The organism is Candidatus Zixiibacteriota bacterium (genome assembly GCA_040752595.1).
Taxonomy (GTDB): Bacteria; Zixibacteria; MSB-5A5; order WJJR01; family WJJR01; genus JACQFV01.
Genome location: JBFMGX010000004.1, coordinates 240,291 through 260,645, shown reverse-complemented (window position 1 = coordinate 260,645; position 20,355 = coordinate 240,291). Strand labels below are relative to the sequence as shown.

The window sequence follows — 20,355 nt, the reverse complement described above, 5'->3', positions numbered from 1 at the left end:
CTATTTGCACCGTCAATTGTTGATGGGTAGGGGCGAGGCGGTGCCTCGCCCTTGGGCGACCCAACGGGTCGCCCCTACGGCCTATAGAATTTCTTCAAAAGCGCGATCAGATCGACGTACGTCTTGTCCCCCTCCTGGCCTTCGAGGATGGACTTCGAACCATCGGGGGCCTTGATGATCTGACCCTGGTGAAAGAGGATCGTCACCGGCGTGCCCGGAAGTTCGAAGCCCTTGCGGAGACCTTCATTGCCGACCACGCCATCGACGTCGGCCCAGGCCCAACGAATCCCGGCGTACTCCGGTTGCTGCGAGGCCCCGACATAATCGGGTTTGTAGTTGTTGCAGTCGCCGCACCAGTAGGCACAGAAGCAGACGATCAGCCATTCGTGGTTTGCCAAGAGGTAATCGAGGTTGTCCTCCACGTAGCGATCCGGCTTGCCCTTGCCGACTTGGAGCGTGTCGGCGGTCTCGCCGCGGATCTCGACGACGCGCGCGTCTTTCAAGGAATCAACATACCATCCCGCCATACCGGCCTCCGACATCAGAACGACCATTGCCACCGCGATGACGCATGTCGCGAGTTTCATCATAACCTCCCATTCACGAAGGTCATGTAGGGTGCGTGCTCCGCACGCACCGGATTGGAGCCGGTGCGTTCAGAGAACGCACCCTACTGCATCCACCAATTGTTGCTAATCCATCTTCTCATCCTGTCGGAAATCTTCATCCGCCAGGCGATTGCGTAACGTCTGGCGGGACATGCCCAAAAGCCGCGCCGCCTGGACCTGGTTGCCGTCGACGTGGTCCAACGCCCGCGTGAGCATTTCTCGTTCGAGAACGCTGAGAATCGGCTGATCCGATCCCTCCTCGAAACGTGCGGCCAGACGCGCGAAGATGTCATCGAGGAGCTCGTCGTCGCTCGCCGCACCCGCCGGGCGGTCCGTCGCGCCCGTCGTCTCGGCAAACATGATCGACTCCGGCAGCAGCGTCGGCCCCGTCGTCACGACCAGGGCGCGGCTGATGACGTTTTCCAGCTCGCGGACATTTCCCCGCCACACGTGCCCGACCAGCCTGTTCATCGTCTCCGGCAGGACATGGACGACCGAACGACCCAGGCGCCGGCATTCCCGTTCGACGAAATACCGCACGAGGATCGGGATATCCTCGCGCCGCTCGACCAGGTACGGCAACTCGATGGTGAAGACGTTCAACCGGAAGTACAGGTCCTCGCGGAATTGACCCTGCCGCACGAGATGCATCAAGTCGCGATGCGTGGCGGCGATGATCCGCACGTCCACGTCGACTGTCTCACTGCCGCCGACCCGCTCGATCACGCCGTCCTGGAGCACGCGCAGGATCTTCGATTGCGTGGCCGGGCTCATGTCGCCGATCTCGTCCAGGAACAACGTGCCGCCGTCGGCGCGCTCGAACTTCCCCAGACGCCGGTGGTCGGCCGATGTGAACGATCCGCGTTCGTGGCCGAACAACTCGCTCTCCAGAAGTCCCTCGGGAATGGCGGCGCAGTTGACGGCCAGAAACGGCTTGTCGGCGCGGCGCGAGTGATGATAAATGGCACGCGCCACAAGCTCCTTCCCCGATCCCGAGGGGCCGACGATGAGGACGCTGACGTCCGACTCGGCGACGCGGCCGATCTGCTTGTAGACCTCCTGCATCGCGCGTGAGCGCCCGACCAACGTGTCGCCTTCGCCGACCGGCGGCGTCTCGTCGGCGGTCGCCAGGTCGACTTTGCGCGCCATCAGCCGGTGCGCGGTGACCGCCTGCTCCGCCAGACGCTGGATGTCGGCAACTTCAAAGGGCTTGAGAATGAAGTCATAGGCCCCCTTCTTGACGGCTTCAATCGCGGTGTCGGTCGTGCCGTACGCGGTCATCACGATGACCGGGATCTTGTTGTCGATGGCCTGCAGGCGCGCCAGGACATCCAGCCCGGAGATGCCGCCCATACGCAGGTCGAGAAAGACCGCCGCGTACGACCGCGATTGCACCATCTCCAGCGCCTCTTCGCCGGACGCCGCCTCCTCGATCGTGTAAACGTCCGGATCGAGAATGCGATGGAACGCGAACCGCAGGTTCCGATCATCATCGACGACCAGCACGTGATGCCTATTGTCTTCCATCCACCGTCCCTTCTGCGGAACCCAAAGGCAGCGAGATGCGGAAGCTCGTGCCATCCGGTCCGTGTCCGATGGCCCGGATCGACCCATGGTGTTTTTCGACGATCATGCGCGCGATGGAGAGTCCCAGCCCCGTCCCGGTCGCCTTCGTCGTGAAGAAGGGCTCGAAGATGCGTTCTTCGAGGCCAGGCGCCAGTCCGGGACCGGAATTCCAAATCGTGGCGCCGACGCTATCCGCCCCGGCCGAGTGCGTGGAGAGACGAATCGTTCCCCCTGGAGGTACTGCCTCGCCGGCGTTCAGCAGGATGTTGAGAAACACCTGGCCCAACTGCCCGCCGTCCGCCCAGATCGGCGGCAACGACTCGTAGTGCTCGACGAGTGTGACGTTCTGCATCTGCGCCTGCGGCCGTATCAGGTCGACCACCCGCGCCAGGATGTCGCTCAACGATGCGGCGGCCAACTCCGGCTCGCGCGGCTTGGCGAACTGCAGCAAGCGCAGGATCAGGGCACGAATCTTGTCGATCTCGGCCTGGACAACGTCCAAATCGGCGCGGCGCGGATCGGTCAGGGGCAGTTGCTCGTGCACCGAATGAATGAGCACGCGGATCGTCGTGAGCGGGTTGTTGACCTCGTGGGCCACCGAGGCTGCCATCATCCCCACCGAGGCGAGGCGATCGGCGGTGATCAACTGCTCGTGGGTCGTCCAGAGCTCGGTCTCGCGGTGCTCCAGCGTGCGGATGATTCGCTTGACAGACAGCGACCCGATGAACACGGTCGCTGCGGTGATGACAAGCATCATCGACCATGAAACGAGTTGCCATCGGGGAGGGAGCCAGAAGGTGATCACGGCCAAGGGGACCAGAGGCAGCACGATCATCAGCCGCAGCAAGAGAAGCTGACGACGGAAGCCGCGAAACGACGGGATGGGGGGAAGTCCGGGCATGGGCGCTCGCCGGGGCCCTGGCTGACCGCCCGACGGGATCTCGACATCAGCCCCCGCCCGGCAAAAGACACGGGCCGCCGCTGACAATGTGGTCAACGGCGGCCCGAACGACAATGCTGTTGTGTTGCGAGCGCCCTGTCACCCGGCGAGACACAACGCGGGCGCGATGCCGGCGCTGGGACACTACGGCTTCATGAGAACCGTTGTGCTGGGCGACATGGCCGGGCGCGACAGCAGCGAGTGCAGGTCGCGGTACGTTGTCCGCAGCGACACACCCGAGGCCCTGGCGATCTCATTCAGCGGCATCTGGCGATTCGTCCACAGGAGGCGTCGCACCATCTCGATTCGCTCTTTCCGATTCATTGCTCCTCCGCGTCTGCTGCCTTACGGCATGTTTTGTTTATCTCGATGAATTCGATTCTTTGTCAGAGCCTCATCCCCGGATGGCAACCCGTGGGATTCCTCGTCGCCGGCGCTTTCCACTTCGTCTCGGTCGCAGCCATCGGCCTGCCTACCCTTGGCGTCCCCTCCGGAACCGACTGCCCCGCTCTCGGGCTGGTCGACACGGCCGATGCGGCTCCAGCATGATGGGCAGTACAGCGACTCACCAACACGACAGAGCAGTTGATCGCTCCGAGTCAGCACGTACGCGCAAGTCGGGCATTGCATGCCTTCCTCCATGGCACCATCTCCGAACTCGCGCTGCATAACGTCAAAGGTCCGGGAATCCTCCAAGCTCCGGGTTTAATCGTCTCGGCCCTCTTCATCCGCGGGCCGACCATTTTGGGGGGCATGCAATAGGTATGCCGTGGTACTGCCGCCCGCATATCTCCGCACTCCGTTGATTCGCATTGTGTTGCGGATTCGGTGAGAGAGCTGCGCGGAAGCAATTCCTGCGACGCGATCAAATCTGGACAGAGTCAAGAGGAAATTGTCACGAATTGGACAGAGAAGGCACAACAGTGACCCCGATTCTCGAACTCACGAATCCTGAATTGAGGAGTCGGTATCCGGTTTGCGCGATTACCTGAAAGTCGAGAGGATGTCATCCAATCATGGTTTAGCGACGATTCGATAAGGCGCTGTATGCTATGCACTTAACGCGGAATCGCCGGGCCGTGGCAGGAAACGCGTGAACATGCTCTGCAGTTGGAGTGAGTGGCGTTGCACAGGACGGCAAAAGGAACAGGGTCTGATCTGATGTTGACAAGATCGGGGCTATTTGGTAAATTGCAGTGCGAGATCGGTGATCGCTGTGATGGCCTTCACCTCACGAGGGAGCCCCACCCCTTACCCACCGCGAACGATCGGACGTCGGGCAACAGAAACTACCCCGACGCACAATCACAGACAGAAACACGGACCGCGGTCCTTGCGAGCGCCGGCACTGGCAAGCCGGTTCCCAGGTACCAAGATGGCCTGCAGTTGAGTGACCAACACCGCAGTCCGGCTCCGAGGTTCGGGCACGAGCCGTCGTTGGTCGATCCTGACATGGCAGCAAACGACTTGGCGACATGCAGGGAGTTGTCGGGGGACGTAGTTCTGGACCTAAAGTACTGCTTGAGCCGAGCGGAAAATCGGGATAGCAACGGTGTTTAATGGCAACGACAATCACAGCATCTCGTTGGGAGATAAGTTCTTGACAGCAAAGAGAAACGGCTTACATTATCTATGCTGGGCAGGTTCTGCCAGCAGGTCTTGTTGTCTGTCCTCGCGTTGTGATGGAAGTAATGGTTTAAGCATCGGCGGGTTTGTCGTTCGCCCATCCACCTCAAGGAACGGGGTGAGGTTTTGTATGGCAAGGCACCTCTGTGAGGGTGAGTTGTGTCTGTCGACACCACCTGCGATGTGTGGAGCGAGTTCTTCGGTGATCATGAACATGCTGTGTTGTGGGGGCACATATTCGGATTCCTAACGTGAGGTTGAATTTCATGCCTATGACCCGGTCTGCCCTGTCTCTGCGGTACGGCTCCCGCGTCGGCGTTCTCGCGTCGCTGGTCATCCTGTGTCTTTCGGGGGCAACGCCCGCACGGGCGCTGAACCTCGTGCTGACCGACCAGACCGACACGCCGATCGGAACCCCCATTTCGGCGGAGCTGCTGGCTCGAACTCTGGACAGCGTGTCGATCACCATCATCGGTGAGAACACGCCGTGGTCCGGCAACAATTGGGTCGGCTGGACCAATCCCGGCTTACGGGACCAGAATACCATCCTGCGCCCCAGCTTGGGGAACGGAACCACTGGGAAAGCGGTGACGTCGACCCAGTTCGGTCTCTTCCTGCTCAATGACGTCAATCTCGGAGCGGGGAGTGTCGATTCTGTGTACACTGTCCCCGACGATTCCCATCTCTTCACCGAGCATGCGCTGTCGCTGCCAGATCCGCCCAATGGCAGCCAGATCTGGTTTGTGATGTACGACGTGCGGGGGCTCGGCTTCCGCAATTACCGTTGGTATGACGGCGACGGCGAGGCGAACGATTTCTCCGGAGATTACGATATCCTCGTCTTCGTGGACGATGATCACACGTCGCCGAACTTCGATTACGACGACTTCATGGGCGGCATCGTCGGCGCCCGTCCGAAGACCCCGTGCGACGACAACCTCCCCCCCACCGTCGACCTGGGAAGCGACACATCGATCTTCCAGTGCGCCTTCGGGCCGATCTGCATCTACTATACAGTCAGCGATCCCAATGGGCTGGCAGGGCTCATCGAGCAGTTGATCGATGGTCCGACCGGTGCGACGATCGACACGTTGGCCAATCGCATCTGTTTCGTCACACCGTGTCCCCCGTATGACACGATCATCGTCCGGGTGACCGACACCTGCGGCGGGGTGGACTACGACACGATTCAGTTGCATGTCACGGTGAACAGCCCGCCGACGATTGCCTTCGGTCCGGACCAGAACATCACCCAGTGCACGCCCGGTCCAATCTGCGCGCCGTATACGGTGGCGGATCCCGATGGGTACAGTCACCTGATCGAGACGCTGGTGTCCGGTCCGGCCGGTGCCGCCCTCGACACGGCGGCCAACCAGGTCTGCTTCACGCCGGCGGGTCCGGGAACATACACGATCATCGCCAAGGTGACCGATTCGTGCGGCGCCTATGATGTCGACACCATCGTTTACAACGTCAGTTTGGACTCGCCGCCCACGATTGCCTTCGGTCCTGATCAGGCCGTCACCCAGTGCGCGTTGACACAGGTCTGTGCGCCGTACACGGTGGCAGACCCCGATGGCTTTACCGGCCTGGTGGAGTCACTTGTCTCTGGTCCCGGCGGCGCGACCATCGACACGGCACTCAATCAGGTGTGTTTCACGCCGTCCGGCTCGGGGATCTACACGGTCATCGCCAAGGTGGCCGACCCGTGTGACGCGTTTGATCTGGACACGATTGTCTATACGATCACGGTCAACGGGCCGCCGACGATTGCCTTTGGTCCCGACCAGAGTTTCACGCAATGTACACCGACACAGATCTGTGCGCCGTATTCGGTCTCCGACCCCAACGGCCTGGCACTGCTGGTCGAGTCGCTCGTCTCCGCTCCGGCCGGCGCGGTGATCGACACGGCGCTGGATCAGGTGTGCTTCACGCCATCGTCGTCGGGTTCCTACACGATCATCGCCCAGGTCATGGATTCCTGCGGCGCCTATGATCTCGACACGATCGTCTATGATGTAACCGTCAATGCGCCCCCGACCATTACGTTCGGTCCCGATCAGTATCTGACCCAGTGCACACCGGCGCAAATCTGCGCCCCCTACACCGTCTCTGATCCGAATGGTCTGGCGTGGCTGGTGGAGACGCTGATCTCGGGACCCAGCGGCGCAGTGATCGACACCGCGACCAACCAGATCTGTTTCACACCGTCGGGTTCGGGGGGATACACGATCATCGCCCAAGTGACCGACTCCTGCGGTGCCTACGATCTCGACACAATCGTCTACAATGTGTCTGTGAACGCACCCCCGACGATTGTGTTCGGACCCGATCAGGATCTGACCCAGTGCGTACCAGCGCAAATCTGTGCTTCCTATACGGTCTCCGATCCGAACGGTCCGGCGCTGTTGGTTGAGACGCTGGTCTTCGGACCGACGGGCGCGACCATCGACACTGCGTTGGATCAGGTGTGCTTCACGCCGGCGGCGTCGGGCGTCTTCACAATCATCGCCAAGGTCATGGATTCCTGCGGCGCCTACGATCTCGATACGACTGTGTACAATGTCACGGTTAATGCCCCGCCGACCATCGCCTTCGGGGACGATCAATCGCTGACCCAGTGCACGCCGGAACAGATCTGCGCCCCGTACACGGTTTCTGATCCGAACGGTCCGGCACAATTATTGGAGACGTTGATTTCAGGACCGAGCGGCGCGGTGATCGACACCGCACTGAATCAGGTCTGCTTCACGCCTTCGGGTTCGGGGACATTCACGATCACCGGCAGGGTCACAGATTCGTGCGGTGCCTACGATCTCGACACGATCGTCTACGATGTCACCGTGAATGCGCCGCCGACCATCGCCTTCGGCGACGATCAGACGCTCACCCAGTGCACGCCGGAACCGATCTGCGCTCCATACACCGTCTCCGATCCAGATGGGTTGGCGTGGCTGTCGGAAATGCTGATCTCCGGGCCAACCGGCGCGGTGATCGACACCGCACTCAATCAAGTCTGCTTCACACCCTCCGGCTCGGGGTCATATACGATCATCGCCAGAGTCATGGATTCATGCGGCGTCTCTGATCTGGACACGATTGTCTACAATGTCACGTTGGATCATCCTCCGACGATAGCATTCGGTACCGATCAGACCGTTGCCCAGTGCACGCCGGCACAAATCTGTGCGCCGTACACCGTATCGGATCCGGATGGGCTGGCGGGCCTCGTTGAAACACTGGTCTCGGGTCCTGCCGGTGCGACGATTGACACTGCGGCCAACCAGGTCTGCTTCACGCCATCCGGCTCGGGCGTCTACACGATCATCGCCCGAGTGGCCGATGGCTGCAGCGATGATCTCGATACGATTGTCTACACGGTGACCCAGGGCGGACCGCCAACCATCGCCTTCGGCAACGACTTCACAGTCTTCCAATGCACACCGGAGCAGATCTGTGTGCCGTACACGGTGTCCGATCCCGATGGACTGACGGGGCTGATTGAGACCCTGGTCTCTGGTCCGAGCGGCGCGGTGATCGACACCGCAAACAACCGCGTCTGCTTCACGCCGACGACATCGGGGACCCGCACCATCATCGCGAAGGTCACCGACCCCTGCAATCTGACCGACTATGACACGATCAAGGTGACCGTGCTGGTCAATCGGCCGCCGTTCATTCAATTGCCGAAGGACACGTCACTGTTCCTGTGCGAACCGGACACGATTTGCTTCGGCCCGATCATTGAGTTCGATCTGGACGGCAACGGCTCATATGACGCGACCAACATCGGCTGGATCAATTACCGGCACGACAGGATCTGCTTTGTGCCCGACACGTCCGGGATGTATCAGGTGATCGTCTGCCTCGTGGATTCGTGCGGCGCACAGGATTGCGATACCATGCTGGTGACAGTGGCGCTCAACCGGCCGCCGGTGTGCCAACTGCCGAATGACACGACAATCTTCCAATGCGATCCCGCGCCGATCTGTCTGCCGGCATACGCGACGGACCCTGACGGCAATCTGACCGGTTGTCAGATCGTCAGCGGGCCGGGCCAGCTCGTAGACGGCCAGTGGTGCTACACGCCGACCGGCGACGAGGTCGCCGTGGTCACGATCCGCTGCACCGACGCCTGCGGCGCCTATTGTGAGAAGACGTTCCGGGTCACGATCGACATCAACGACCCGCCGGTGTGCGACTTCCCGACGCTGACACCGCCGGTATGCACGCCGCCGATCTACATTGTGCCGTTCACCTCAACCGATCCGGAGGGCGACGCCACGTCGTGCGTCCTCTACGGTCCCGGCACATTGAACGATCACGTATATACGTACGTCCCGACCGGCGGCGAGACGATCAACGTCATCATCCGCTGCTTTGACGACTGCGAGGATTCGTGCGAGATCAACTTCAGCGTGACCTTCCCGTCCAAGCAGCCGCCGACCTGCAATCTCCCGCGCGACACGACGATTCGTCTCTGCACTCCGACATCCGTCTGTCTGCCGGTCTCGGCCACGAGCCCCAATCCACCGGTGGTCTGTTCGGTCGCAGTCGGACCGGGCGAGGTCGCAGGCGGCAACTGGTGTTTCACACCCGCAGACGACGACACGGCCGACGTGACGATTCGCTGCACGGACATCTGCGGCGCCACATGCGAGGGGTCCTTCCGGGTCATCATTGTCATGAACGATCCGCCGACGGTCGACCTCGGTCCGGACCAGAACACGTTCGTTTGCAGTCCGGAGCCGATCTGCGTCCCGTACACGGTTTCTGATCTCGATGGTCTTGAGAAGCTCGTCGAGATGTTGGTCAGTGGTCCACCCGGCGCGACAATCGATACGGCGGGGAACCGCGTCTGTTTCACGCCGTCCGGCGCCGGCACTAACACCGTCATCGTGCGCGTCGTTGACACTTGCAGCGCCGAGGATTACGACACACTTGTGGTCAACGTGACCATGGGTCAGCCGCCGGTGATCGATCTCGGCGCCGACCGTGCACCATTCCTCTGCGCCCTGGAGCCGGTCTGTGTCCCGTACACGACGACCAGTTTCAACCCCGGCGCCACGCTGTTTGAATCCCTCGTCAGCGGTCCCCCGGGTGCCACGATCGACACCGTCGCCAACCAGATCTGTTTCACTCCGGCGGCGGCAGGGAGCTACACGATCATTGCCCATCTCCTGGAGATGCCCTGCAATACCCAGGATCTCGACACGGTTGTCGTCGATGTGACGCTCAATGGCCCGCCGACGATCAGCTTTGGTGCCGATGAGAATGTGGCCCAGTGCACGCCGTCGCCGATTTGCGCGCCTTACACGATCTCCGACCCGGACGGGCTCGGGACACTGATCGAGACGCTTGTCAGCGGCCCGACCGGAGCCACCATCGATACGGCAGGCAATAACGTCTGTTTCACACCGACCGGAGCGGGAACCTACACGATCATCGCCCGCGTCGCTGATTCTTGCGGCGCCAGTGATTTGGATACGATCAGCTACACGGTGACGGTCAACGACCCTCCGATCATCGTCTTCGGCAACGACCAGAGCGTCACCGCCTGCACGGGGACGCCGATCTGCGCGTCGTATACGGTCGACGATCCGAATGGGCTAGCCGGGTTGATCGAGACGCTGGTCTCCGGTCCCACCGGAGCGACGATCGACACCGCCGCCAACAAGGTCTGCTTCACACCGGCGGGCAACGGGACATACACGATCATTGCCCGTGTCACCGATCCTTGCGGGCTGTTTGATCTGGACACGATTGTCTACACGGTCACGATGAACCGTGCACCGGTCATCGACTTCGGCATCGACCAGACGGTGTCGCAGTGCAACGCGACGATCATCTGCGCGCCGTACACGGTCTCCGATGCCGATGGGCCGGCGGGGTTGATCGAATCGCTCGTCTCCGGCCCGGCGGGCGCGAGCATCGACACCGCCAACAACCGCGTGTGCTTTACACCGGCAACATCGGGCGCGTACACGATCATCGCCCGCGTGACCGACCCGTGCGGCCTGTTCGATCTGGATACCGTCGTCTACACGGTCCACCTCAACTCACCGCCGACGATCGCGTTCGGGAACGACACGACCATTTTCCTATGCTCATCGACACGGCTGTGTCTGCCCTACACCGTGTCCGATCCCGACGGCTTCACCGGCCTCATCGAAGCACTGGTGTCCGGGCCGACTGGGACGTCCATCGACACGGCGCAGAACAAGGTCTGCTTCACGCCGCCGAACCCCGGCGTGTATACGCTCATTGCCAAGGTGACGGACCCTTGCGGCCTGGTGGATTATGACACGATCGTGGTGACGACGGGGGCGAATGATCCTCCCGTCTGCCACCTGCCGAACGACACGACGATCTCACAGTGCGTGGCCACGCAGGTCTGCCTGCCCGCCTTTGCCACCGATGCGAACGGCAATCTGGTCTCCTGCCAGATCACCAGCGGTCCCGGCCTGTTGCAAAACGGGAATTGGTGCTTCACGCCCACGGGGGATGAGACGGTCAACGTGACCGTTCGCTGCACGGACGCCTGCGACGCGTACTGCGAGTCGAGTTTCCGCGTCACCTTCATCGTGAATGAGCCGCCGGTCTGTCACCTGCCGCGCGACACGACCATTCTGCAGTTGTGCGAGCCGCAGACAATCTCGTTGCCGGCCTCGGCCACGGATCCGGACGGCAACCTCACCGGATGCGTTGTCACCGACGGAGCAGGCCAAATCATCGGCGGACAATGGGTCTACACGCCGACTCATGACACTACGGTTTGCGTCACGGTGCGTTGCACCGATGACTGCGGGGCCTTCTGCGAGGCCACCTTCTGCGTCACGGTGCAGATCATCCACGAGGATTGCAATTGCCCGATCGTCGTCTCGGTTAATCACGGCGTCAACATCGGCGCCCTGAACGGGCAGACTGTTTCTGTCCCAGTCCACATCGACAAGCTGGACGAGAACATCGGCGGCTTCGACCTGTTCTTGTGCTACGATCAGACGGCGATCTCACTTGTGACGGTGACGAAAGGCACGGCCATCACGTCCTGGGAGTATTTCACTTACCGGCTGACGGCGCACGGCGATTGCGGCGTGGGCTGCCCAACCGGGCTGGTGCACCTGATCGCCATCGCCGACCTGGACAACGGAACGCCACACCCGCCGGCCGAGGAATTCAAGCCGATCGGGGCGGTCGCGACCATCGACTTCCGTGTCACGTCGGATCGCAACTTCATCGGCCATTGCATCCCGATCCGCTTCTGCTGGCTCGACTGTACCGACAACACAATCTCCAGCAAATCGGGTGACACAACTTGGCTGGCTCTCGATATCGTCTCCCTGCTTCCGGGTGAGGACTGTCTGACCAGCGGGCCGGGGAAACCGACGGCCATACCCGCCATTTGTTTCAACGACGGCGCCATCTGTATTCAGCAGCCGCCGGACGACCGCGGCGATCTGAATCTGAATGGCATCGCCAATGAAATCGGCGACGCTGTGCTCTATACCAACTTCTTCATCTACGGCGACCAGGTGTGGAATCCCGTCTGGCGCGAGATCCAGATCCTCGCCTCGGATGTCAACGACGACGGTCTGGTCCTGACCATCGCCGACCTCGTCTACCTTATTCGCATCATCACCGGCGACGTGGAACCATATCCGCCCAATCCGAAGCTCTCTCCCTATGTCGGCAGCGCGACGATCGTCAGCGAATCCCACGACGGCGAGTTGGAGATTGGCTGGCAGTCACCGGTGGCGGTCGGCGGCGCCCATTTCGTGATCCAAGTGCCGTCGAACGGCAGAGTCGGGAAACCGGTGCTAACGACCGCCGCCGCGGACATGGAGATCAAGTCATACCGTGACGGCAACGAACTGCGCGTGCTGGTCTACAGCACAACCGGGGCGTCGATCGCGGCGGGCGACCATCAGATTCTCTCGATTCCGATCACCAACGCCGACGGGGCCGAGCTGGCCTCCAGTGATCTGGCCACGGCCGACGGCGCTGTGTTGCCGGCGGCGATGGCCAAGAGCAGCGCGTTGCCGAGCAGTTTCACGGTGGTGCAAAACTACCCAAATCCCTTCAACGCCGGCACCGTCATACGCTTCGGCATGAGTGAGCGCGGCGAGTACGATGTCTCCGTCTACGACATCACCGGCCGCCGTGTGTGGCGTGCCTCGGGCGAGGGCGTCGGCTGGGTCAATGTCCCCTGGGACGGGCGCAATGAGGACGGTGACGCGCTGGCCTCCGGCATCTACCTGTATCGCGTCCAGACCGCCCAGGGAGCGCAGACGCGCAAGATGACGCTGCTGAAGTAGCGTCTCGTGCGATATGGACTGAACCCCGTCCGCCGTTGCGGACGGGGTTTTTCTTGTCGCTGGATGCACCATTCTTGCAGGGGCGAGCCGTCGGGTCGCCCGCGGGCGAGGTACCGCCTCGCCCCTACACCATGCCGATACCTACCGGGTGCCATGCACAAGCCCGCGAGCAACGGTCGCGGACTTGTGCGTGCCAGGGCATTCGGCGGTAAGCACGCACAAACGAGTTTGTGCGTGGCACCCTGCGCACGGCCACGGCACGCCATGCCTCTACGACGGACGTTGCACGTCGAGGACGTCGTAGACGATCTGGCCGGCGGGCACCTGGACGGTCACACGGTCGCCCCTGCCCTTCCCGAGCAAGGCACGGCCCACGGGGGATTGCACGGAGATGCGATCGGCGTCGAAGTCCGCCTCTTCGGGCGAGACGAGCTGGTAGCGGATCTCCTCGCCGGAACGGAGTTCGCGGACGACTACATATGATAATAGATACGCTTTGTCACTATCGGTAGTAGTGTGATCGACCGTCTTGGCGCGGCGCAGCGTATCCTCCAGTTCGGCGATCTTCCGCTCCAGCAGGACCTGCCGTTCCTTGGCGGCGTGATACTCGGCGTTTTCCGACAGATCGCCGTGGTCGCGGGCCCGCGAGATCTCCGCGACGATGCGCGGGCGCTCCACGGTCTTGAGCCGCTTGAGCTCGCCGGTGAGCTTCTCGAGCCCTTCGGGCGACAGATAGACCCAGCCGGAGCCGCTCACGATTGCACCCCCCGCGGGGCCGTGGACCCGCCGACCCGTCGGGCGGGGGCGGCGATCACCTGGTCGTACAGTGCGACGTAGCGACGGGCCGATGCCTGCCAGGAGAAGTCGGCCGACATGCCGCGGCGCATCATCCCCCGCCAGCGGGGACGATCACCATAGGCGGCCACGGCGCGCCGAACCGCGGCGAGCATCGCCTCGCCGTCATAGGGGGCAAAGACGAAGCCGTTCCCGTCCGGATGAACGTCGGCGTCGCGGACCGTATCGGCCAGGCCGCCGGTGGCGCGCACGATCGGCACCGTGCCGTAGCGCAAACTGTACATCTGGTTGAGTCCGCAGGGTTCATAGCGCGACGGCATCAGGAACAGGTCGGCGCCCGCTTCGATCTGATGGGCCAGCGCGTTGTCGAAGGTCAGGAAGGCGCGGAACTGCCCGGCGAAACGCCGATTCCACTTCTCGAAGAGTTCGTGAAACTCAGGATCACCGGTGCCGAGCAGAACGAGATTGAGATCGAGCGCAAACAGTCGTTCCCCAGCCTTGGCAATCAGATCGAACCCTTTCTGCTCGGCGATGCGCGAGATCATGCCGACCAGTGGCCGGTCGAAGCGCTGGGGGGCGAATCCGCAGCGGCGGCACAGGGCGTTCTTGTTGTCCGCCTTCCCCGAAAGATCGTCGACGCTGAACGTACGTGTGATGAGTCCGTCGACCGCGGGATTCCAGACGCCATTGTCGATGCCGTTGAGTATGCCGGTCAGATCTTCGGCGCGTTCCCGCAAGAGGTGCTCCAGGCCGCAGCCGAATTCCTCCGACTCCTGGATCTCCCGCGCGTAGGTCGGCGAGACGGTGCTCAGCTTGTCCGCATAGGTCAATCCGGCCTTGAGGAACCCTACTTTGCCCCAGAATTCGAACGGCGACGTGGGATAGAATTGGTCGGCAGGAAACCCGAGCCCGTCAAACCGCTCCGCCGGAAACAACCCCTGGTAGGCAAGATTGTGCACCGACAGCACGGTCCGCACCCCGGCCAGGACGGGATCAGCACGATACAACAGGGCCAGATACGGGGCGACCAGGGCGCTCTGCCAGTCATTCAGGTGGATGATGTCGGGATGCCAGCGATCCTGCCGGATCCACTCAATCAACCCGCGCGCCAAGAGGGCGAACCGCTCATCGTTGTCGGTGTAGTCGCGGCTGGTCCGGGGATCGACGTACAGCTCCGGGCGGGAGTAGTACGGGGCATGTTCGATGAAGAAATGGCGTACGGCACTGTCGCCGCCGGTCAGCGTACGGAGGTGGAATGGCTGAGAACATCCCGCGATCGTGACCGCCAGCGGAGGAGTCGCCACGCGCTCCGTTCGGAAATCTCCGTTGAGAAGGTGTCCATAGAAGGGCGACAGGACGCGAACGTCGCACCCGTTCTGCGCCAGAGCCGTCGGCAACGCGCCGGCGACATCGGCCAGACCACCGGTTTTCGAGAACGGAACGACCTCCGGACTGACGTAGAGAATCCGCAGGGGACGGTCAGTCACGTCGTTCCCCCCACGGCCAAGCGGTCCATCGCGGCGACGTCGGGCGATTCCGTGGTGACAATGCTGGCGGACCGCAGGCATTCGGCCGATTCCTCGGGCGCCGTCGGGTTGATGTAGAATCCCGTGCCCCACTCGAATCCGGCGATCCGGGTCAACTTGGGAATGATCTCAAGATGCCAGTGGTACTCCGGGTCGTTTTCGTGTCCGAACGGCGCCGCATGGAACATGAAGTTGTAGGCGGGGTCGTTCAGGGCGTTCCGCAGACGCAAGAGCACGCGACGCAGCAGCTCGGAGAACTCCAGTCGATGCGGGTCGCTGATCGATCGAAAAACGGCCTGATGCACGCGGGGCAGAATCCAGATCTCAAAGGGGAAACGGGCCGCAAACGGCGACAGGGCGACGAAGGTGGCGTTCTGGTCGATGACGCGCTCCCCGTCCGAGAGCTCCTGCCGGACGATATCGCAGAAGATGCACCGTTCGCGATGGTTGTAGTAGTAGCGCGCACCTTCCAGTTCTTCCAAAACACGCTTCGGCACAACCGGAGTGGCGATCAACTGCGTGTGAGAGTGCTCCAGTGACGCCCCGGCCGCCTCACCCTGGTTCTTGAAGAGAAGCACATAGCGGAAGCGGCTGTCCTTCATGAGGTCGTTGACGCGCTCCTGGCAAACGCCCAGCGCCGCGGAGATACGATCGGGGCTCATGTCCACCAGGTTCTCTTCGTGACGCGGCGTCTCGACGATGACCTCGTGGGCGCCGACACCATTCATCTTGTCATAGATCCCGACGCCCTCGCGATTGAGGTCCCCTTCGATACGGAGCGCCGGGTACTTGTTGGGCATGGCGCGCACCGTCCATCCCGGCTCGTTCGGTTGGCTGCCGTTGTTGCGGATCGCGGCGACCTCCGGAGGCGTGGCGGCTTCATTACCCGGACAGAAGGGACAGAACCGGGCATCCAGCCGCCTGGGCGGCTGTTGGGGATAGTCGGAGGGACGCTTGCCGCGTTCCGTCGAAATGATCACCCAGCGGCCATTGACCGGGTCTTTGCGCAACTCCGGCATTCCTGAGTCTCCTACTCTCCGGCCGAGCGCCGGGCACGCCATTGCGAAAGGAATTCGCCGCGTTCCCCGGCGGTTCGGGCGTACACGGCGCGCAACGCCTCAGCTTGAGCGGCCGTGAGCTTGGTCGGTCTTCCGACTCGTTCCAGGACTGCCGCGCGGCGAAAGACAGCGACGCCGGCCGTCTTCAGCATCTTGGCAAGGTCGTGCTCGGCCAGAGCCGTCGGCTCGCCCCAGACGAACGAGGGGAGCGATTTCGGACCCAGCCCGCCCCCAAATAGGTTCACCCCGGCCCCCCAAGTCGCCCCCGTCGGGATCAGGGTGCCGATCCCCGTTTTCGTATGATCGGCAAGGTACGAACCGACCTTCATGAGCCCGGTGTCCACGGTCTCGTCGCCCCGCGCGATCCGTACGGAGCCATACGTGTTCTTCAAGTCGCTGTTGGTCGTCATGGCGCCCAGGTTCACCCACTCACCGAGGTATCCGTGACCGAAGAAGCCGGCATGCGCCTTGTTGACGAAACCCTGCGCAATCGACGCTTCCCACTCCCCGCCGATCTTGCATCCCGGTCCCAAGGCACACCCCCCGGTCAACTTCCCACCCAAGAGAGATGTTCCCCTGCCAACGTAGGCCGGGCCATCGAGACGGGTAAACGACTCGATCACCACGCCATCATCGAGCCAGACGGGTCCGGTGCGGGCATCGATGACGACATGCGGATGGAGAACGACATCGCGACCGCGCCACACCGATTCACGTCCGAGGACAACGCTTCCCTGGCGGCTCTCCAACTCCGGGTCATACCCCGTGGCCGACGGTCGCTGCCATCGATTCCACAGTTGCCAGTCGAAGGCCAGTCGCGTGGGCAACTCACTGATCAGATGCCACAATCCGGCCGGAGCATACAGAGGCAGCGTGCCGGATGACTCGCGTATCGCTATCGGTGCCGCGCTCTGCGCCCCAGACTCGATCCATGGCCGAAGGCGGGCGAGAACATCGGCGACCGAGGCGGCGGGAAAACGCATGGCCACTGCCCCGCCTTCGTCCCAGACGAAACGCGGTGGGAACGACAAATCGGCCCAGCGGGGATCATCGACGGGCACGGAGACGCCGCTGAACACCCACAGATCGTCCGGGAGCGGACCCGCCGGGAGTCGATTGACGTCCCATCCGGTCTCCTCGGCCACGCTGGCGGCCAGCCAGGGACGAACAGATACGGACACGGCCGCGGGTCGAAGCAGTTCCATCCATCGCTGGGCAACCGTGAATGCTCCGTCACGCAGCAGAAACCCCGGACGGACCAGATCGAGCGGATCGAACCGTCCCGCCCCACCTCCCTCAGTGACGATCAGCCAACGGTTCATCGCGACACCTCATGATCAGGACGTGGTCTGGCGTGGGCCCGTGGTGTCAGCGGGTCGGCCCCTTCAGCGGCGCGACGCTCGGTATGCGGCTCGATGTGCACGACAACGTCGGCGACGGTCGGGTGCGCCGCGAGCACACGGTCCCCGGCCAGACTGGCGATCTCATGGGCGGCATCGACCGTCAGGGAACCATCGACCAGCACTTCCGTGTCGATCAACAGATGTCGTCCGGCGCTGCGGACCTTGGTCCGGTGCAGCCCTTTCACCCCAGGGACGGTCGACAATGTGTCGGTAATTGCCTTCATGGTGTGTTCCGGGGGTGCACCGCCGATCAGAATCGAGGTGTTCTCGCGGAGGACCCGTACAGCGTTGACGAGAATCACGATCGCCACCCAGAAGGCCGCCACCGGGTCCAAAGCGGGCATGCCGAACTGCGCACCGATGACACCGATCAGCACGCCGGCGGTTGCCACGACGTCGGCGGCATGGTCCGTGGCGGTGGCGCTCACGACCGGGCTTCTCGTGCGACCGGCGACGAGGCGTGTGTAGAGGTAGAGGCACGACTTCGTGAGTATGACGGCCAAGGCAATCCAGATCGTCCAGGGTGTCGGGACCCGGGCAGCGCCGGAGCTCAGGGTCACGAGCGCATCGCGAACGATCACGCCTCCCGTAGCGAGGATACCCAAGCCGACGAGAAGTGCCGCCAGCGTCTCGGCGTTATGGTGCCCCCAGTGGTGGGTACGATCGGGGGGACGTACCGCCCAACGGTAGCCGACAACCGAGACAGTGCCCGCGACAACGTCGAGCATCGAATTCAGCCCATCGGCGACCAGCGCCTGCGAGTGCCCCTTGAAGCCACCGAAGAACTTGACCGCGACCAACAGGACATTGGCCGCCAGCCCGATGCGCAGACAGCGATCGCCGGCATCACGCCACATCGAGAGACTCCTCGACAATAAGAGAGGCCCGGACTCGTCGCACACGCTTGAGCGCCGCGACCGCCGACCCGGCGGTCGCCGATCGATCCGCCCAGCGGCGCAACGGAACGCGCCGGAGGTAAGGTAGTCGCCCGGCGCAGGCGAAACAATCCCGTCAATGGCCGAGGATTTTGGGTGGCTCGCCGCGGCCGCGATGGGCGCGTCAACCGTCACGCTGTGCCGCGCGGCGGCGCTTGATCAGCGCATCCAGACTCCAGTCACCACCGCCCTGAGCCGCCATGTACAAGAAAATGAAGCAGAACAGAACTGCGGGCACGCCATTATTGGTGACTGGCCAGGTACCATTCGGGGCATGAAACTGCCAATACGCCACCGCCATTTCTCCGGACAGGACGAAGGCGACCGGGCGCGTGAAGAGACCCAGCATGATCGCGATGCCGCCAATGAATTCCAGCAACCCGCCGATCCCGATCTGGGAGAAGAACGGCGCTGTCGAACCGGCCTGGCCTGGCATCCCGCCGAACCACCCGAGCGTCTTCACCGATCCTGCTTGGAAGAAGAGCAGACCGGACACAAGACGAAGTAGAAAGTAGGTGATTTGTGAGGCTCTGTTCACTGTAGGACTCGCTCTCTGCCGTCATCGGTGCTTGGTGCGTCAGGGCCGGATCGGTGAGACTGCCAGCGGCACGTTACCCGCTCCCCTGGTGGCGCAGGCATCAATGACACACGCCACGCGAGGGCGCGTGGCGTGCACATCGATTGCCATTCTCCCGCGATCTGTCACTCCCCGCCCTTGCTCTCGAGATATGCATTGATTTGGCCTACGATCTTCTCGACTTCGGCGGACTTCGTCTTCCACTTGCTGCTCCCTCGGGCCGCCTTGAGGAACGCTTCGTAGTCCGGCACGCAGTGGTCTTGGTCCATCTGGTGCGAGGCGATGGCCAGGTTGTAGTAGGCCTCGATGTACTTAGGATTGGCGGCGATGGACTTCTTGTAGGACGCGATGGCATCCTCAAACCGCCCTGCATCTTTGTGAATGTTGCCGATATTGTACAAAGTCCGGTAGTCGTTGGGATCGGCCTTGATCGCCTTGTTGTAGGCGTCCAAGGCGCCCGGCACATCGCCCTTCTTCTTCTTGGCCTGGCCCAGCGCCGCCCAGGCGACGGCGCCCTTCTTGGGATCCAGGGTGGTCAGACGGTTCAGAACCGTCGCGGCTGTGTCGAATTCCCCGGCTTGGACGTGCACCAACGCCAGGTTCTTGTAGGCATCGGCGCTGGTGGAATCGAGCGCCACTGCCGCCTTCAGATGGGCGGCCGCATTGCCCAGTCGGCCCTTTTCGTAGTAGAGCGCGCCGGCGTTGATGTGCGCCTGCAAGTAGTCGGGTGATTCTTTCACGGCCGCCTCATAGGCCGCAATCGCCGAATCGGCCTTGCCCGCCTTGGTGAGTTCGACGCCGCGGTTGAATTCTCTTTTGGCCTGGTCACTCTGCGCACATGCTCCGGCCGACACCAAGAGTGCGGCCGACAGGGCGACCAGCGGCGTCACGATCTTACAAGGGGTCAATTGGATCACTGTCTTCCGTCGCAAGAACGCCTCCTTCCCAATCTGTTGAACACAAACACCATCTAGCGATTAAACATCCCCCAGGGCGCCTCGTTCCC

The 20,355-nt window shown here is 62.5% G+C and carries 12 protein-coding genes; 1 reads left to right on the top strand and 11 read right to left on the bottom strand.

Going from position 1 to position 20,355, the window contains the following annotated elements; genetic code table 11:
• Positions 1-74: 74 nt before the first annotated feature.
• The 4 genes from AB1792_01405 to AB1792_01390 form a co-directional block, all read right to left on the bottom strand.
• Positions 75-587 (bottom strand): thioredoxin family protein, encoded by a 513-nt coding sequence (locus AB1792_01405; protein ID MEW5700874.1) that lies wholly within the window; start codon positions 585-587, stop codon positions 75-77.
• Between the two features lie 105 nt (positions 588-692).
• Positions 693-2,135 (bottom strand): sigma-54 dependent transcriptional regulator, encoded by a 1,443-nt coding sequence (locus tag AB1792_01400; protein ID MEW5700873.1) that lies wholly within the window; start codon positions 2,133-2,135, stop codon positions 693-695.
• Positions 2,122-3,075 carry an ATP-binding protein gene (locus tag AB1792_01395; protein MEW5700872.1) on the bottom strand — a complete coding sequence of 318 codons (954 nt, stop codon included), beginning with the start codon at positions 3,073-3,075 and terminating at the stop codon, positions 2,122-2,124. Before AB1792_01395 ends, AB1792_01400 begins: the two co-directional genes overlap by 14 nt.
• Positions 3,076-3,258: 183 nt before the next feature.
• The gene (locus AB1792_01390) at positions 3,259-3,438 is read right to left on the bottom strand and encodes a hypothetical protein (protein ID MEW5700871.1); all 180 of its coding nucleotides are present in this window, start codon (positions 3,436-3,438) and stop codon (positions 3,259-3,261) included.
• A gap of 1,568 nt (positions 3,439-5,006) precedes the next feature.
• On the opposite strand from AB1792_01390, the gene AB1792_01385 reads away from it, so the two are divergent.
• Entirely contained in the window at positions 5,007-13,055 is an 8,049-nt protein-coding gene (locus tag AB1792_01385; protein ID MEW5700870.1) for a T9SS type A sorting domain-containing protein, read from the top strand.
• Positions 13,056-13,325: 270 nt separating this feature from the next.
• Here AB1792_01385 and greA read toward each other — a convergent pair whose 3' ends face one another.
• From greA to AB1792_01350, 7 genes are all read right to left on the bottom strand, one after another.
• The gene (gene greA / locus AB1792_01380) at positions 13,326-13,811 is read right to left on the bottom strand and encodes a transcription elongation factor GreA (GenBank protein ID MEW5700869.1); all 486 of its coding nucleotides are present in this window, start codon (positions 13,809-13,811) and stop codon (positions 13,326-13,328) included.
• Positions 13,808-15,337, bottom strand: a complete 1,530-nt coding sequence (glgA, locus tag AB1792_01375; protein MEW5700868.1) for a glycogen synthase GlgA — start codon at positions 15,335-15,337, stop codon at positions 13,808-13,810. Before glgA ends, greA begins: the two co-directional genes overlap by 4 nt.
• Entirely contained in the window at positions 15,334-16,395 is a 1,062-nt protein-coding gene (galT, locus tag AB1792_01370; GenBank protein ID MEW5700867.1) for a galactose-1-phosphate uridylyltransferase, read from the bottom strand. The genes glgA and galT overlap by 4 nt, the downstream gene beginning before the upstream one ends.
• 11 nt (positions 16,396-16,406) lie before the next feature.
• Positions 16,407-17,756, bottom strand: a complete 1,350-nt coding sequence (locus AB1792_01365; protein ID MEW5700866.1) for a hypothetical protein — start codon at positions 17,754-17,756, stop codon at positions 16,407-16,409.
• Positions 17,753-18,694 (bottom strand): cation diffusion facilitator family transporter, encoded by a 942-nt coding sequence (locus AB1792_01360; GenBank protein ID MEW5700865.1) that lies wholly within the window; start codon positions 18,692-18,694, stop codon positions 17,753-17,755. Before AB1792_01360 ends, AB1792_01365 begins: the two co-directional genes overlap by 4 nt.
• 202 nt (positions 18,695-18,896) lie before the next feature.
• On the bottom strand, positions 18,897-19,310 hold the full coding sequence (locus AB1792_01355) for a DoxX family protein (GenBank protein ID MEW5700864.1): 414 nt from the start codon (positions 19,308-19,310) through the stop codon (positions 18,897-18,899).
• Between the two features lie 164 nt (positions 19,311-19,474).
• On the bottom strand, positions 19,475-20,281 hold the full coding sequence (locus AB1792_01350; GenBank protein ID MEW5700863.1) for a tetratricopeptide repeat protein: 807 nt from the start codon (positions 20,279-20,281) through the stop codon (positions 19,475-19,477).
• Between the last annotated feature and the right edge of the window lie 74 nt (positions 20,282-20,355).

Bases quoted from the DNA above. Each gene is read 5' to 3' on its own strand.
- AB1792_01395 (MEW5700872.1), bottom strand. From the start codon at position 3,075: ATGCCCGGACTTCCCCCCATCCCGTCGTTTCGCGGCTTCCGTCGTCAG.
- galT (MEW5700867.1), bottom strand. From the start codon at position 16,395: ATGCCGGAGTTGCGCAAAGACCCGGTCAATGGCCGCTGGGTGATCATT.
- AB1792_01400 (MEW5700873.1), bottom strand. From the start codon at position 2,135: ATGGAAGACAATAGGCATCACGTGCTGGTCGTCGATGATGATCGGAAC.
- AB1792_01360 (MEW5700865.1), bottom strand. From the start codon at position 18,694: ATGTGGCGTGATGCCGGCGATCGCTGTCTGCGCATCGGGCTGGCGGCC.
- AB1792_01405 (MEW5700874.1), bottom strand. From the start codon at position 587: ATGAAACTCGCGACATGCGTCATCGCGGTGGCAATGGTCGTTCTGATG.
- AB1792_01385 (MEW5700870.1), top strand. From the start codon at position 5,007: ATGCCTATGACCCGGTCTGCCCTGTCTCTGCGGTACGGCTCCCGCGTC.
- AB1792_01365 (MEW5700866.1), bottom strand. From the start codon at position 17,756: ATGAACCGTTGGCTGATCGTCACTGAGGGAGGTGGGGCGGGACGGTTC.
- AB1792_01390 (MEW5700871.1), bottom strand. From the start codon at position 3,438: ATGAATCGGAAAGAGCGAATCGAGATGGTGCGACGCCTCCTGTGGACG.